The sequence below is a fragment of the Eisenbergiella tayi genome, from assembly GCF_001881565.1.
In the GTDB taxonomy this organism is placed as follows: domain Bacteria; phylum Bacillota; class Clostridia; order Lachnospirales; family Lachnospiraceae; genus Eisenbergiella; species Eisenbergiella tayi.
The window spans coordinates 181,895-198,050 of record NZ_MPDJ01000003.1 but is presented as its reverse complement, the minus strand read 5'-3'; the positions used below and the strand labels follow the sequence as shown (position 1 = coordinate 198,050).

The 16,156-nt window shown below is 48.2% G+C and carries 14 protein-coding genes; all 14 read right to left on the bottom strand.

Going from position 1 to position 16,156, the window contains the following annotated elements:
• Nucleotides 1-47: 47 nt before the first annotated feature.
• A complete protein-coding gene (locus BLA28_RS12170) occupies nucleotides 48-1,073 on the bottom strand; it encodes a branched-chain amino acid aminotransferase (protein ID WP_069158956.1) in 1,026 nt (341 codons plus the stop codon).
• Between the two features lie 129 nt (nucleotides 1,074-1,202).
• Nucleotides 1,203-2,063 carry an AraC family transcriptional regulator gene (locus BLA28_RS12165; RefSeq protein ID WP_044963338.1) on the bottom strand — a complete coding sequence of 287 codons (861 nt, stop codon included), beginning with the start codon at nucleotides 2,061-2,063 and terminating at the stop codon, nucleotides 1,203-1,205.
• Nucleotides 2,064-2,125: 62 nt separating this feature from the next.
• Nucleotides 2,126-2,590 carry a GNAT family N-acetyltransferase gene (locus BLA28_RS12160; RefSeq protein ID WP_069158955.1) on the bottom strand — a complete coding sequence of 155 codons (465 nt, stop codon included), beginning with the start codon at nucleotides 2,588-2,590 and terminating at the stop codon, nucleotides 2,126-2,128.
• A 53-nt stretch (nucleotides 2,591-2,643) separates the two neighbouring features.
• The gene (locus tag BLA28_RS12155) at nucleotides 2,644-3,975 is read right to left on the bottom strand and encodes an FtsW/RodA/SpoVE family cell cycle protein (protein WP_069158954.1); all 1,332 of its coding nucleotides are present in this window, start codon (nucleotides 3,973-3,975) and stop codon (nucleotides 2,644-2,646) included.
• Nucleotides 3,975-4,313: a PadR family transcriptional regulator gene (locus BLA28_RS12150; protein WP_009250818.1), complete on the bottom strand. Its 339-nt coding sequence runs from the start codon at nucleotides 4,311-4,313 to the stop codon at nucleotides 3,975-3,977. Before BLA28_RS12150 ends, BLA28_RS12155 begins: the two co-directional genes overlap by 1 nt.
• Before the next feature lie 107 nt (nucleotides 4,314-4,420).
• Nucleotides 4,421-5,230: a GNAT family N-acetyltransferase gene (locus BLA28_RS12145; protein WP_169897240.1), complete on the bottom strand. Its 810-nt coding sequence runs from the start codon at nucleotides 5,228-5,230 to the stop codon at nucleotides 4,421-4,423.
• Between the two features lie 201 nt (nucleotides 5,231-5,431).
• The gene (locus tag BLA28_RS12140) at nucleotides 5,432-6,373 is read right to left on the bottom strand and encodes a magnesium transporter CorA family protein (RefSeq protein WP_009250820.1); all 942 of its coding nucleotides are present in this window, start codon (nucleotides 6,371-6,373) and stop codon (nucleotides 5,432-5,434) included.
• Between the two features lie 166 nt (nucleotides 6,374-6,539).
• Nucleotides 6,540-7,322, bottom strand: a complete 783-nt coding sequence (locus BLA28_RS12135; RefSeq protein ID WP_069158952.1) for an SDR family NAD(P)-dependent oxidoreductase — start codon at nucleotides 7,320-7,322, stop codon at nucleotides 6,540-6,542.
• Between the two features lie 68 nt (nucleotides 7,323-7,390).
• Entirely contained in the window at nucleotides 7,391-8,575 is a 1,185-nt protein-coding gene (locus tag BLA28_RS12130) for an oligogalacturonate lyase family protein (protein WP_069158951.1), read from the bottom strand.
• 53 nt (nucleotides 8,576-8,628) lie between these two features.
• On the bottom strand, nucleotides 8,629-9,876 hold the full coding sequence (locus BLA28_RS12125; RefSeq protein WP_069158950.1) for an FG-GAP-like repeat-containing protein: 1,248 nt from the start codon (nucleotides 9,874-9,876) through the stop codon (nucleotides 8,629-8,631).
• A 99-nt stretch (nucleotides 9,877-9,975) separates the two neighbouring features.
• A complete protein-coding gene (locus tag BLA28_RS12120; protein WP_069158949.1) occupies nucleotides 9,976-12,429 on the bottom strand; it encodes a rhamnogalacturonan lyase in 2,454 nt (817 codons plus the stop codon).
• Between the two features lie 74 nt (nucleotides 12,430-12,503).
• Nucleotides 12,504-14,123: an extracellular solute-binding protein gene (locus tag BLA28_RS12115; protein WP_016359880.1), complete on the bottom strand. Its 1,620-nt coding sequence runs from the start codon at nucleotides 14,121-14,123 to the stop codon at nucleotides 12,504-12,506.
• 47 nt (nucleotides 14,124-14,170) lie between these two features.
• Nucleotides 14,171-15,076: a carbohydrate ABC transporter permease gene (locus tag BLA28_RS12110; RefSeq protein ID WP_009250826.1), complete on the bottom strand. Its 906-nt coding sequence runs from the start codon at nucleotides 15,074-15,076 to the stop codon at nucleotides 14,171-14,173.
• A gap of 12 nt (nucleotides 15,077-15,088) precedes the next feature.
• Nucleotides 15,089-16,066: an ABC transporter permease gene (locus tag BLA28_RS12105; protein WP_009250827.1), complete on the bottom strand. Its 978-nt coding sequence runs from the start codon at nucleotides 16,064-16,066 to the stop codon at nucleotides 15,089-15,091.
• Between the last annotated feature and the right edge of the window lie 90 nt (nucleotides 16,067-16,156).

The following is a 16,156-nucleotide window of genomic DNA, read 5'->3' as shown; positions in this document are numbered from 1 at the left end:
CTTCTTTTTACAAGACAGGCAGTGTTAAATATACGGAACTATTTATTTTACAGAATCGTTCTTACCCAGCCTTCCGGCCCTTCAATTCTTCCCATCTGGATTCCGGTGAGGGTATCATACAGCTTCTTGATAACCGGCCCCATCTCCTCCATACCGCTGGCAAAACAGATATCTTTGCCGTGATCCACAACTTTTCCTACAGGGCTGATAACCGCCGCCGTACCGCAGAGGCCGCATTCCGCAAAATCCTTCAGTTCTTCCAGCTTCACAGGACGTTCCTGTACTTCCAGCCCCAGGATATCTCTTGCTACCGTTACAAGGGAACGCCTTGTTATGGAAGGAAGGATGCTTTCGGATTTGGGAGTGATGATTGTCCCGTTCTTGTCTACAAACAGGAAGTTGGCCCCGCCTGTTTCCTCCACGTAGGTTCTCGTAGCAGGATCCAGGAACAGGTTTTCATCAAATCCGTTGGCATGGGCGGTAACACCTGCATGTAAGCTCATGGCATAATTCAGGCCTGCCTTGATATGGCCTGTACCATGGGGCGCCGCTCTGTCAAAATCGCTGACACACAGAGTTAAGGGCTTTGCGCCTCCCTTAAAATAAGGGCCTACCGGCGTAACGAATACACGGAACTGATATTCCTCCGCAGGCTTAACCCCGATAACCGGTGAGCTTGCGAACATATAAGGACGGATATAAAGAGTGGCCCCGCTTCCATAAGGGGGAACCCATGCTGCGTTGGCTGTTACGACCTTATCGATGGCATCCAGGAATCTTTCCTTGGGGAAAGCCGGCATTTCCAGACGTCTGGCACTGTCTATCATACGTTCTGCATTCAGGTCAGGGCGGAAAGTAACAATATGTCCGTCCTCTGTGGTATATGCCTTCAGTCCTTCAAATATTTCCTGGCAGTACTGCAGGATTCCCGCACATTCATTCAGCTGGATCGTGGCATCCTCTGTCAGCACTCCTTCATCCCATGCGCCATTCCTGAAATTGGAAACGTAACGTACATCAGTCACACGATAACCAAATCCCAGATTGGCCCAATCAATATTTTTCTTTTCCATCGCAGCTCACTCCTTCGTTATAAACTTTACTGATTTAATCCATTGAAACTTATTATATCACTAAATCCTTATCCGTCAAAGATTTTTTTGTTTATAAGAAATAAGCTGCGAATGCGCACAATATCCGGACTATTTCTTCTCCACCGGGATCCATATTTCACAGAAGCAGCCCGGAGCGGGATTTTCCAAATATAGTTCAAAATCATCGTCATCTTTCATATTATAGTCGGAACCCGGCAAAAACTCCTTAAAAATCCGATCCCAGGTTTCACCAATACAGTCCCCGTCCTTTCCGATACAGGAAAAGACCGCCCAGAGGGTAGGGTTAATCTCCCATACACAAAATCCGTCCGGAACATCGCCGCCTTCATACTCCTTACCTATCCCATAGCTAAAGAAATCACATTCCTTGGAGACTGGCCCGCAGACCCCGTAAATATCCCCTTTGCCGGTGCAGGCTGTCAGCGTGTCAAACACGCCCTCCTCACCGCACTTCTTCCAGAAATCCGGAATCTCCGTATTCCCTTCCTCATCAATAGAGCTGTTGCGAAATTGCTCAACCTTTGCAAGAACCTTAAATTTTTCTCTTTCTACAATCCTGTACTCCATAACCATACCGCCTTTCCATGTAATATTTATTACGAGGCGGTTAAACAGCTGTAATCCGGCCCCCGGCTGCTTTGCCATATTAGGTGTCACTCCGTGAAACCTGTAAAAAGCCTTGGCAAAACCGTCCGGTGAATCATAGCCGTACTTCAAAGCGATATCAATAATCTTCGCATCGGACATAATCAGTTCCTGCCCTGCCATGGACAGTCTCCGGCTGCGGATATACTCATTCGCCGTCATCCCTGTCAGCATGCTGAACAACCGATGAAAATGATAATTTGACATATGCAGATGCCGTGCCGCATCTTCATAGCTGATGTTTTCCAGCATATTGGCTTCCATATAGTCTATTGCTTTCTGTATGCTCTGAATACAATCCATTTTCTCTCACCTCGTGTTCCCATTGTAAGGCTTTTTTATATGGCTGTCCCTGACTGCCTTGCTCATTTTTGTCCGGCCTTCGAAAGCGCCATTACATAATTGGTTAGAAGGACTCCCTTCCTCTCCACCTGCTGTGCCTTCCGCACACGGTACCCTCTTTTTTCAAAAAAGGGCCTTGCCGTAATGGACGCATGGGTTATGATCTCAGGCACGGCAAACCGCTTCTCCAGCCGGTCACACAAGGCGGCGGCTATTCCTCTTTTCTGAAAGTCCTTATGTATATAAAGCCGGTCAAGATATCCACTCTCATCCATGTCGCCAAACCCTGCCAGCTTACCATCCTCTATAGCCACCAGCGTATAATGCTCCCGGAAGGAATGATCCCATGCCTCACAATCCACTGCCCCATCCGCCCAGGCATCCAGCTGTTCCTTTGTATAATCGGCCGCATTTACCGTATGTACGGTATCATAAAAAAGTGAGGCCATCTCACTGCAGTCCTCCGGCCGGTATTCCCTGATTTCCAATTTTTGCTCCTCCTGATACTCAAAGGATAAATGAATCCCCTGTCCTTAATCAGTTACAATCCCAGTTTCACTTTCTGTTTTCTCACCATATGAACCGGCAGCACATTCTGATATCGATAGATGCTGAGCAGAATTCCAATTAAAGCAAAGGAAACAATGGTACCGGTCCCGCCGTAGGTAAATAAGGGAAGGAATACTGCGGTGGAAGGGAAAATCGTAAGATTTACCATGACATATAAAACAATCTGTATCATAAATACCAGACTGCATCCGACTCCGATCACGGTTCCCAACTGGTTTTTCTGATGAACGCTGATCTTGAAGGTTTTAAAGACGAAAAGTCCCAAAACTGCCAGCAGTACTATTACAGCCAGTATTCCATAATAAGACATAACATAAGTCACAATATAATCACTTGCTGCCGCCGGAAGAAAACCTTTTGCATTCAGCCTGCCTTCCCCTATCCATTTGCTGCCGCTTATCAGGTTTCTTGCCATATTTATCTGATAGCTCTGATCCCCTGCTGTGCTAAAAACAGAAAACAAACGGGCTTTTTGATATTCTGCCCCAAAGAAAACAAAATACAGAATCAGGAAAACAGGCAGTCCGATCACTGCTGAAACAACAAATGCCAGTTTTTTCTTCCATTCACCAAACCATCCTTTTCTGGTAATGAAACAAACCTGAATCAGCATAATTAACATCAATGAGCCTGCTGTGGATAAGTCCGGCAATTTTAAGACAAGAACGACAGGGAGCACGCTCCACACCATACTTTTTGTAAATCCTTTTCTGCCCTGATTTTTGTAGGAGTATAAAATTCCTCCATAAAAAGGAATATACAAATATATTAACTGACGCAGACTGACAGACAATCCTCCGACACGCAGATACCCCCGCTGTCCGAATACTGACAGACCGCCGAAATAACTATATAGTAAAAGCAGCAGCAATACCGCCGCCCCTGTCTTTCCCCAAAAGCCTATTCTCGTATAATCAAAAAAGCAGAAAAACATCATGACTGCCAGCCCGATCATAATATACACGCATTGGGAATTAATATTATACGGATAAGTTTCAGAGCCCATATCCTTAAACATTACATATTGGAAAAATAATCCCAAAATGCTTAAGCCCAATACCAGCAGAATCATTTTCCATTCCATTTTAGGCCTGTGTATTCGATCTAAAGAAATGCCGACCTCGACAGGGTCTCCCATGTCTTCGATTGCTTTTTGATAGCTTTCCGTCTCACTGATTCCTTCAGACATAAATGCTTCTTTTTGATCTTCAATATGATTTTCCAATTCATCCGAAATCATTTCCCTCGCTTTTTCGAACCGAATCTGCTCCGTAACTGCTTCAAGAAACTGCCTTTTATCCATCACACACCCTCCGCCGAAAAAGTGAGAATTCCCGCAACTGCCTGAGAATACTCATTCCATTCTTTCTTTTTTTGAATTAAGTGTTTTTTTCCTGCCTCCGTAATGGAATAGTATTTTCGGGTTTTGCCGCCAATCTCTTTTTCGTAGCTTGTCAAAAAGCCCTTTTCTTCCAGGGAGTGCAGCAGAGGATACAGAGTTCCCGCCTTTAATTCAAAAACATTATTGGAACGTGCGCGAAGAGATTCTATCATTTCATAGCCATATAGATCCTTCTCTTCCAGAAGTTTTAACAACAGCATGGATGTACTGCCGGATAACAGTGTTTTATCAACTGACATCTTATTTCCTCCTTATATAGATTATCTACATATAATATATATCGGGAATCTATATATGTCAATGATATAATTAACTCCCATGGTTATAAATCTGATTCTCTTGGCAATTAAATATTGAAATAATAATAATCTTTAGATCCAATAAATTGAAAACCAGCTTTTTCTGCGATATTTCGCGATTCAGCATTAGAAATAATGCAATTCCAATACGCAGTTAATTTGTTATCATAACAGTAAGCTAAAAACCGTCTGGTCAGTTCAGTTGCAATCCCTTTTTTTCTATGATCCTTTAACGTTTCTATATCAATAGGCAAAATATTCTCATAATTCGCTGTTCCTAAAATCATTCCTGCTATCCGATCGCCTTCAACCGCAATAAATCCGATCCCGTAATTCAGATATTTTTCTATGGTTCCCCATGCTTCAATTATTCGCGTTACTATATAGTCTTTATTTTGATAATTGTTCTGTAAACACTCTTCATTAATTTCCAGAAAATCGTATCCGCTTATTCCAGATACCACTGGTCTCTCCTGATCCGGTTTCCTGATAAATGCCAACTCTTTATCTTCAATAATTTTGTATCCGCGAAAATGCATTAATATCATTTTTTCAACTTCAATGCTTTCTGCGGCAAACTCAAATTCATCTATCTTTGCTTCTTTTAGCTGAAGAAAAAGTTCCTCCTCAAGAAATCTTGTAAATTCCCCCAATTTGTTTTTATTCTTAATTTCCCCCATAATTCGGTATCCTCCTACAGGTGCGGAATATACCAATGCGAGCGTTGGATTCTCCCTGTCATCAATCCACAAATCACCCTTCGCTATTCCAGCCAGAATACTCGTAAAACTTGGACAGGAAGATTCCAAAGCTAATTTTTTGGCCAGAGAAATATTTCCTTTATCAATCTTAATCACGTTCATACCCTCTCTTTGTAAATATGTCAACCGTTCTATTCCCCTTCTTTTAAAACGGCTGCCGCACTTTTTCTCTTTATTACACGATTGGATTTCATTAAACAGGCAATTCCTCGCCTGCGGTCCAAAAATAAAAGTAAACTGCCAAACGCAGGGCACTCTCTCCCTCCATTTGGCAGTTATCTGTTTTTATAAATTTCTTTAAAGCATTTTCCGTTTCCGCAGAATCCGAATCACCAGAATGCACAGCAGCAGGGTAAGCATACAAATAATGCCGAACCCAAAAGGAGTGTTTGCCAGCGGCATCCATTTTTCATCCACATTCATTCCATAAATACCGGAAATAATCGTGGGGATTGCCATTACAATAGTAATGGAAGCCAGATATTTCATCGCCGTATTCAGACGGTTGTCAATCACGGAAGAGAGCAGCTCCCTGGTACCTTTGATAATGTCCCGGTATATCTGGGTCATTTCGATAGCCTGCTGGTTTTCTACCACCACATCCTCCAGAAGCTCCTGATCCTCCGGATATTTTTTTATCTTACTGTAACGGACAAGTCTTTCCAGAACCATCTTATTGGCCCGAAGGGAAGTGTCGAAATATACCAGGTTGGATTCCAGCTCATGAAGATCAATGAGATCCACATCCTCTGTATCCCCGCCGATATGCTCTTCAATTTCCTTGCGCCTGCGATCCACAATGCGCAGATAGGACTGATACAGCATACAGGTTCGCAGAATTATCTGATAAATGAAGCGTATCTGCTTTTTGGTGCTGAATTCCTTCACCGCATTTTCTGTAAAATACTTCAGCACCGGCGTTTCCTCCGCGCATATGGTTATCAATGTATCTGCCGCAAAAATAAGTCCCAGGGGGAGGGTCGTATAAGCTTCTCTTTTATGACGGTATTCAATAGACGGGATATCAAACAGAATCATCGTATAATCATTGCTTACATCCACACGGGAACTTTCCTCGTCATCCAGCGCCGCCCTGATATCTGTGATATCCACCTGAAATTCGTTGGCGACCAGAGTGCATTCTTCCAGAGTAGGGTTCACCATATTCACCCAGATTCCCGGTCTGAAGTCATTAATTTCGCGAAGGATATTGCTATCCGTGATATATCTTCTTACCATAATCCGCTCTCCGCTTCTTAAAATTTTGCTCCCGTCTGCGTCGCAGTAACTGTGTCACAATATTCACAGGAAGAATGGAACAGCAGATTTATCATATCATAAGAGAATTCATTTTCCAATAAACTTTATTCTGATTTTACCAGGTCTTTGGGAATATCTTTCTCATTCACGGATTTCCGGAGCTGTCCCCTTCATACCTCCACCCGCAGTCGTCGTGGTACACCATCAAATGGCTCATTCCTCCGTCAATATTGATATTTTCCCCGTTGATAAAGGAATTCCTCTCATCGCACAAAAAGAGGGCTGCCCGGGCAATATCGGCCGGATTCCCCACTCTGCCGGAGGGATGCTGTTCCCTGTCCGGCGCTGAGTAAACCGGCTCCGGCAATCCATGGGATTCCCAGGTATCAATCCAGCCCGGAGCGATGGAATTAACCCGCACTTTTCCGGAAAGGCTCACCGCCAGCGCATGGGTCAGCGCCGTAATTCCGCCTTTGGCGGCCGTATAGCTTTCTGTATCCTGCTGGGACATAAACGCCCTTGTAGAGGAAATATTCACGATGGCTGCCTGTTTTGCAAAATGCTCTTTCAGATAAAGGGTGAGCAGGTAGGGGGCCGTCACTCCGACACGCAGGACGTAATTAAAATCCTCTGCGCCGCAGCCGGAAAGCAGCCCTCTTCTGCTGATACATGCATTATTAATCAAAGCATTTACACTTCCGCATTCTTTTATAACATAATCCGCAAAAGCTTTTACCGCCACCTCGTCCCCGATGTCACCCACCATGGCACTCACATTCCGGTTTTCCGCCTGCAGCTCCTCTTCCGTCTTCCTCGCCGCAGTCTCATCCTTGTCGATAAAAACCACCCGGTATCCCGCCCCGGCAAAGGTCTTCACGATTTCCTTACCGATACCCATGGCTCCGCCGGTCACTGCACAAACCTTCATAATGCCTCCTTCCGCCGGCGGCGCCCTTCTGTCTTTCCGGATATCAGCTTTCTTTGCCGCACGGCCTTCTACTTATTAAACTGTTCCAAATCCACTCTGTAAATGCAGGGCTTTCCCTCTTTGTCTGATACAAATATAACATACCTGTTATCTTCCGTAAAGCAGGGGTGGGGATGGGAATCCTGCGGATTTCCGTGCACCGCCCTCCAGGAGGTTCCATGGTAGCACAGCTTCCTCTCTTCTCTCTTTTCCACGTCTACAAGGTAAATAAAATCGTTCTTGATTTCGCCGTTTTCTTCCTCGTCCGTTTCCTCCAGCAGATGGATGGGGACATCGCTTCCCTGGGAATCCCCAACCATATAACGGTTCCTCTTGTCACAGATAAAATGAGCATAAGGAGAACAGGGCATGAAAATCTCTTCTTCCATAGTATCCGGGTTGATCATACGGATGTTTTCCTCCTTGCTGCCTGTCGTCTCCCGATAAACGAAGGCCAGCTTCGAACCGTCGGGAAGCCAGAATTCATGTGTCAGTATCAAATCCGACGGCTGCTCCCTGCAGCAGCGGTAATTGCTTCCGTCACTCTGTACCAGCCACAGTCTGGCATCTATCAAATCATAGGGGCCCTCATGGCAGAACATGATGGTATCCGGATCCCCCGGACGGATCTGGGCATGCCCGAACCAGCAGTCATCCTCCAGCACCGTATGGCTGCTGCCCGTCTGCAGATCCACATATACGATCCGGCAATGGGGCTTTGCCTTACAGGTCAAAGCGAAAAAGTCCCAGTTGTCCCCTTTCTTCCTCTCCGGAAGGGAAGACTTCAAGGTTTCCACAATCGCCATAAAACGGTTGTCCTGGCTCATCCCCCAGTTGCCTCCGTTCCAGCCCTCCGGTATGCGGTAAACGCATTCCTTTTCCAGTGTTTCCAGACAAAGCTTCCAGATGCCATCCTTCTGCTGATAAAAAATATGGGTATCCTCCGCGGAAATCAAACCGCCGTAATCTTCCAGCCCGTCTCCCTCCGTAAGCTGCACGGCATCCCCGGTATGCAGATCCATAAGATACAGCTGCCTCTCTCCTTCAAGCTCCGCACAGTATAAAAGCCTGGATCCGTCAGCCGTAGTCATCCGGTTATAAAAATACATATGATGGCTCACATGATCCGGCTCCGTGAGACGCGTAACCTTCGTACCCGTCAGTTCATCCGTAAATTCCTTAAAATTGTTCCTGATAATTCTTCCTGCTGCCATGTTCCCTCTCCTTTTCTTTCTTAAGCCGGACTGTTCTCAAGCCCGTGCCTTTTTTACCGTTCCCCTCCGGGATACAGCGTTGACCTGTAAAGCCTTTTCACCTGGGGAACCGGCTTTCCGGAAGGCTTCTCCGCCAGGTCTGCGGGCGTCCCGCTGAATACCCAGGCCGTATCTTCGGAATAAATAATTACATCCTCTTTATCCCGTCCGAACAAATCCCCATGGAGGACATAGCCATCCTCCGGGAAGGACACCGCCGTATTTCCCCAGCCGTCATACAAGGCCGGTTTTACGCCGCCCCCGCGCCGGTAGGCAAGAATATAATCCTTCCCTTCGCCGTTCCAGTTGTAAAGTCCGTCCACAATCGTCAGCCAGCCCTTGGTCTGCCTGTCTTCCTTCCAAAGCTCCTTCCCTTCACCGTCCAGCATAAACATGCCGTCCTTTCCGTCCCACTGCCCTTTGTAGCCGTCTCCCCTGCGTATCCGGTCAAGCCCCGCCACCTGCAGCCCCGGCCGCCCGGGCAGGAATTTCCCCAGAGCAATATGCTGGGATTCCACGGATCCGTCATAACGCCAAAGCTCTTCTCCTTCCGCGCTGTACAGGCAGGTCACACTGCCTCCCACGGCGATTTCCGGTTTTCCGTCTCCATTCACATCCCCCACCCAGAGGCAGTCCGCATGATCCTCCAGATCCCGGCAGGACCAAAGCACCTGTCCATTATGATCCAGCAGATCGTAGCCAGCCATCACCTCGTCATAGCCGTCCCCGTTCACATCACTGCACCAGGGGAAGTGTCCCAGGTTCCCCTCATGGGTCCAAAGCAGTTCAAACTGCCTGTTCAGCGCCCACATGTGGAAATACCGATCCTTCAGGATAATGTCCTCCGGCCTGTCTTTCCCGCTGAGGTTTGCTATGATAATACAGTCATGGGCCTCTTCTGACGGAAGCGCATGCTCCTCCTTCACCCTTCCTGTGGCTCCTTCGAGTATGAGAAACCTTTTGTCCATCACACACAGGATTTCCAGGCATCCGTCCCCGTCAATATCATAAATCTGTGCGGGAAAATCCGAGCCGAAACTGCCGGGCCTGCCGGAGCTGTCACCTCTCTGCCACAGCAGTTCACCGGTCAGCCGGTAAGCGGTCACACAGGTAATCTGATGAGGGACATAGCGATCGTCAATGCCGCTGTCCGCCTGTACAAATACTACCTCCATCCGCCCGTCTCCGTCAATATCCCCCAGCAGCCCTTTTCCCCCGCCGGCCGCTGCAATGTCAAATTTTCCTATCAGTTTTGCTTCCATAAAACCAGCCTCCCTTTCTTTTTCCGGGAATCCCCATCTGTTTTCTTACACGCATCTGCCTGCTTACAAGCCTCTGACTTCTTACAAGCTTCTGTCTGATTACTCTTCTCCGTCCTCCGCCGCCAGCCAGGGAAGGACATCCCTGAAATCGCAGTCATTTCCATAATAAAATTTGGTATAGCAGGGCTGGTTATAACAATTGTTCTGCCAGGCCACACCGCAGCGGTACATGGAATCATGCATCAATGTAAAAAGCTTATGCCCCGTAAGCTCCGTATTCGTATAAATACGAATGGCACTGTCATCCTTTTTACGCAGAAGGAGTTCTTCCCTGAAATCCCCGAAAATATCCGCTACCAGGCAGGGATTCCCTTTTGTCCCGTTGTTGGTCATGGTATCCTCCGGCACAAGCATCGTACCGTGGGTATTATCATTGATGACTCCCGTCTGAACCGTACCGATATACTGCGCCCTGTCTATGATCTGCGTGCTCATGTCCCCCGCCCAGCGGATACTCTGATTCGTTCCCGGCACAGGCACCTCCAGCTTCCGTCCCCTGCAGTCAAACACCTCATTTACCCATACCTGAAACCCTCTTGTGCCGGGGTCGATTTTGCCGATCATGCATCTTCCCAAATCCTCCGCGGCATACTCACCGAACAGAACCTCCCCGGTCTGTGCATCGCGCAGGGCAAATCCATAGGGAACCGCTTCCCCTCCTTCGAACACATTGAAAATCTGGTACCCCGGACGATCCGGATCGATCTTAGCCACATGCATGGCGTCTCCATGTCCGAGCTTGGCACGCACGCCGTCCGGCCTGTAGTCATAGCTGCTGTAAAGCAGGGAACCGTCATGATCAATTACCGCGGCGCCGTATATGATTTCCATACAGCCGTCGCCGTCCACATCCGCAGCGGCAAGGCTGTGGTTGCCCTGTCCGGCAAGAGCGCCATATACCGGATCCGGCCCTTCCACCTCATGTATCCCTTCCGCCCTAAACGGATTAGCCATAGGCACATGCCCGCTGTCAACCCGGAATTTCTCCCGGAAACAATTATCAAAGAAATCATAAGCGGTCACTGTCGTTCTGGTATAGTAGCCTCTTGCCATAATCAGATAGGGACGTTCCCCGTCCAGATAAGCCACACCGGAAAGGAAACGATCCACCCGGTTGCAGGGCTCTATACGCGGCAGGGCATAATCCCCCCAGAGAAGCCCGTCATCCTCACGGCCCACCGGGAAACGTACCGTCTGCAGCTCCCTTCCGTCGCCGGCGAACATGGTCAGATATTCCGGCCCTTCATAAATAAAGCCTTCGAATTTATCCAGTTCATTTTTTTCACTCCTCGCCGGCGCATATACATGGATGAAATAATCGGCAAGATCCAGGGCATCCTGTTCCTTCAGCGGATAGGAACAGCTCCTCGGGGGAGCAATCCCCTCCATTTTAAAGCATTCCTCCAATGTTTCCGGCCACTGTCCTGATTTCACCTGCGGACAATCCTGCCAATGCATAAATACCTCCGCCATATGCCGCCTGTAATCTTCTGCCGAACAGACATAGTTATCCTCATGCCCCACTCCCGCCGCAATATCCTCGGGCAGGAGCGTGATATACCGTTCCTCTTTTGCCGTTCCGTCCACCCCGTACCGGATCATTTTGGTTCCGGGCGCTGTTTTTACCGCCATTTCCGCTTTCCCGTCACCGTTGAAATCATAGACCATAAACTGGGTATAATGGGCTCCCGCCCGGATATTCACCCCCATATCCAGACGCCACAAAAGAGTGCCGTCCAGCTTCATACAGTCCAGATAGCATTTTCCCGTATATCCCTTAATGGAAACATCATGGGAATTGGAAGGATCCCATTTTACGATGTATTCATATTCGCCGTCTCCGTCCACATCCCCGATGCTCATATCGTTGGCATGATATTCATAAGCCTCTCCTGCGGGCGTCACGCCTCCCTCAGGTTTATGAAGGGGGATATCCAGGTACTCCTTTTCCCAGACCTTCACCTCGCCGCACGGCTCCCCTTCCCTGCCGTCCTTTATGGGAGCCACTGCATACCTGTCTTTTTCCGTTCCCCGGGCATCCAGATAATTCGTGCTCTCCATCACCGTCCCGATCCGTTCTCCGTTCCGGTATACCGCGAAATCCGTCCCGGTCATGCCTGTGTCGGAATATCCGCTCACTTCCTCCAAAAACAGCCGCCAGCTCAGGAAAATTCCGTTTCCCGTCTTCACGGCCACAAGCCCTCTGTTCAGCCGTTCCAGCTGTTCCCAGAACACCTTTTTCACCGGCGTCCGCAGGGTATCACTGCACTCCGTTTCTTCTCCGTTCCTCACCGCCGCCACCCGGAGATAATGGGGGACATGCGTGGCCTTTTCCAGGGTATAACGGCAGGCTTTCGTCTCCGCCATGAGGCGGTACCGTACGGTACTGCCCGCACTGTCCGCCCAATATACGCGGTAACAGTCAGCTTTTTGTACCGGCTCCCAGGAAATACCGATGCTGCTGTCCGTCACCTGTTCCCATGTTATACGCATCCTGCACTCCTTTCAAAAGAGGCTGCGAAGGCCATTCGTACCTTCGCAGCCTCTTATCTGCATAGCTGATTCTCTTATTTGGACGTATCCGCCTGATACATTTCGTTCACTTCCGCAATCAAATCGGCGCCGCCCCTCTGTTCCCATACCTTAAACTGATCCTGCAGGCCCTTTTCATCAATCTGCCCGCAGATGTACTGTGTTCTCGCCCTGTCCAGGATATCCTTCAGATCGGTTCCCACCTCAGCATTCACCTTGGAGCTCACCAGATAACCGATAGCCGGGTTAAATACGGCGATATCCGCATTGGCCTCTTTAATAGCTTCCTCTTCCACAAGCCTGTCGCTCTTCTTAACTGTCGTCGCATTGGGAAGAACCTCCGGCACATAAGGCACGGACTGGTTCAGGCCTATCTGAGGCTTCTCCTGGATTTCTTTATCTACCAGCAAATCCACAATATATCCTTCTTCATCAAGCTCGTAATCTCTTCCTTCCAGGCCGTAATCAGCAAGTATCCTCATTTCATTATCGCACATCTTATCCAGATAGGTAAGACAGTTTTCCACATCCTGCTCCGTCTTGGCCCCTGCTTTTGTGATAAGCAGACAGCCACTGGCGCCGGAGGTTGCCAGAGTATGAGGTTCTCCTCCTTCTTCCGCAGCAATGCCGCCGATAAGCTTCATGCTGGCAACGCCTTCTCCTGTTGCGGAAGGGATATTTTCCGTTACGAGGTAATCCCAGATTCTGCGGGAATTATCCAGAACGTCCAGGAACATACCGCATTCCCCGTTCTTTACGCCGTCCGTCCAGGTATTGGTTTCTCTTGTTGCCCAATCCCGGTATACCAGTCCGTCGTCATACATCTTTTTCATCCATCTCAGGGCCTCCATATATTCCTCTGTCTGATGGATGGGAATCAGCTTTCCGTCCACTTCCTTCCACTGGTTTCCGGCGCCGAACCAGGCCTGTATGATATCCAGCGGACCTGTATATTTGCAAAGGCACAGGCCGTAGGTATCATCTTTGCCGTTTCCGTCCGGATCCCCATAGGTGAACTGATACATCATATTGTATACGTCTTCGATTGTCTTGGGCTCATCCAGCCCGAGCTTTTCCGCCCAGTCTGCCCGGTAGCCAAGGCCATTACGTCCGATGGGCCTGGAACGGTAAATTCCTACCAGCTGGCCGTCCACGGTAAACCCTTTGATAACATTTTCATTCATCTGGGAAAGATTGGGGTATTTTTCTTTATCCCACACAAAATCATTCAAATCCCAGAACGCCCCGTCCTTTGCTGCCTGGACAAGATTTGCCTGCAGGTCGCTGCCGTAGGTAATTACCATGGGCATATTCGCCTTATCCATCAGGGTCACGCCCAATATATCGTTATAAGAATCGTTGGCTACCCAGTTGAAATCCACATTGACACCCGTATAGTCCTCGGCCGCCTTCAGCACGTCTTCTGAGCCCACATTTCCCATCGCCGAGCCATAGATATCGATACACATGATGCTGATAGTCGGTCTTTCGCCCGTTTCTTCGGCTGCAGCGGCATCCGTCCCCGCCTCCCGGCTCTCACTCGTCGGCGCGTTTCCTTCCCCGCTGGTCCCTGCAGCCTGATTTCCGCAGCCGGCGATCATACTGACAGCGGCAACGGCTGACAGCAGTAAAGACATCATTTTTTTACGCTTCATATTTTTTCCTCCCTTATATGAAAATACATTAGATGGTTTATGTCAAATCAGCCCTTTACAGCGCCGACCATAACACCTTGGGTAAAATACTTCTGGACAAACGGATAAATGATCAGTATGGGGACGGTAGCCACCACCGTAGTGGCCATTTTCACCGCTTTTTCCGGCGGCTGTCCCATAGCACCCCAGTCAATGGGGGTTCCGTCCGTGTTGATGCCCCCTGCGAGGAAAATGATTCTTCGCAGCGCAATCTGAACCACTTCCTTGCTTCTGTCACTGATATACAGCATGGCGCTGAAATAGGAATTCCAGTGTCCTACCGCGTAGAACAGAGACACAGAGGCTATCGTGGGTTTGGACAAAGGCAGAATGATTTTCAGGAAAATCCCCAAATCCGAGCAGCCGTCCACCCTGGCCGCCTCTTCCAGTTCTTTGGGAATGCCCTGGAAATAATTTTTTATGATTATCATATTAAAGGCGCTTATCGCACCGGGCAGCCACAGGGACCAGTAGGTATTGGTCAGCTTCAGGCTGCTTACCACCAGATAGCTGGGAACCATACCCCCGGAAAAAAGCATGGTAATGATAACCATATTGATGAAAAAGTTACGCCCCCTCAGATAAGACCGGGAAAGGGGATAGGCCAGGGTTGTGGTAAACAGCATATTAATCGCCGTACCGATCACCGTAACAATAACTGAATTTTTCAGCCCCTTAAATACATCGCCTGTCCGGATTATATATTTATAGGCATTCAGCGAAAACTCTGTGGGAATAATGAAAAAAGCCCTTTCCGTCAGTTCCCTCTCCGTAGCAAAGGAACCGGCCAGTACATAAAGGAAAGGCAGAACCGTGACCACCGCGCACACGCCCACGAATATGTATATCAAAACCTGTACGGCCTGATCACCAGGACTTCTCTTTATCTTGGAACCTTCACGCACCTTAGACATGTTAACCTCCTCTTAATAAAATCCGGATTCACCGCACATTTTAGCGATTTTATTAGCCGCCAGCACCATAATCAGGCTTACCACGGATTTGAATACACCTGCGGCCGTCGCCATGGAATACTGGGCAAGCTTAATTCCCTTGTTGTAAATATAGGTGTCAAATACCTCCGACGCCGTATAGTTCAAATCGTTCTGCATCAGGAAAATCTGTTCATAACCCGTATTTAATATGGAACCGACCTTCAGTATCAGCATGATGACAATGGTTCCCCGTATGGCCGGCAGCGTGATATGCCACATCAGCCTCCAGCGTCCGGCGCCGTCAATCCTTGCCGCCTCATACAGCTCCATATCCACTCCGGCCAGCGCCGCCAGGAAAATGATGGTACCATATCCCGTTTCCTTCCACACATTCTGCCCTACGATAAGTCCGTAAAAATACTTGGGCGTCGCAAGGATGTCCGGTGCATTTCCCCGTCCCATAATATTTTCCATTATCTTATAGATAATACCGTCCGTAGTGCTGAACAGCTGCTGAGTCAGTGTTGCCACAATAACCAGCGATATAAAGTGGGGAATGTATACCAGTGTCTGTGTCGCCCGCTTGTAGCCCTGGCTCCTGATTTCATTCAAAAGAAGCGCCAGCAGGATAGGTGCGGGGAAAAAGAACAGCAGACTCAGTATGGAAATGGAAAGCGTATTTTTCAGAAGCATAAAGAAATCATAGCCTGTAAAAAATTTCCTGAAGTTCGCCAGTCCCACCCATTCACTCGACAGATAAGCACCGATGGCGCTGTCCGCACTGAAGGGCCTGAAATCCTGAAATGCAATCACAATACCAAACATCGGAAGATAATTAAATATCAGCATATAAAGCACGCCTGGTATCAATAAAATGTACAGCCACTTATGCGCCATCACAAAATGCCATAAAGATTCTTTCTTATTCCTGACGGCGGGAACGGCTGTCTTACCTCTTAGTCCGCTCACGAAAAGTCCTCCTTTTTCTTATTTCGGCAGCGCTGCAAAGAAATGCTTCCATACGTTTTTTTGCTTGCCTCTGCCTGCTGCTGCAATCAT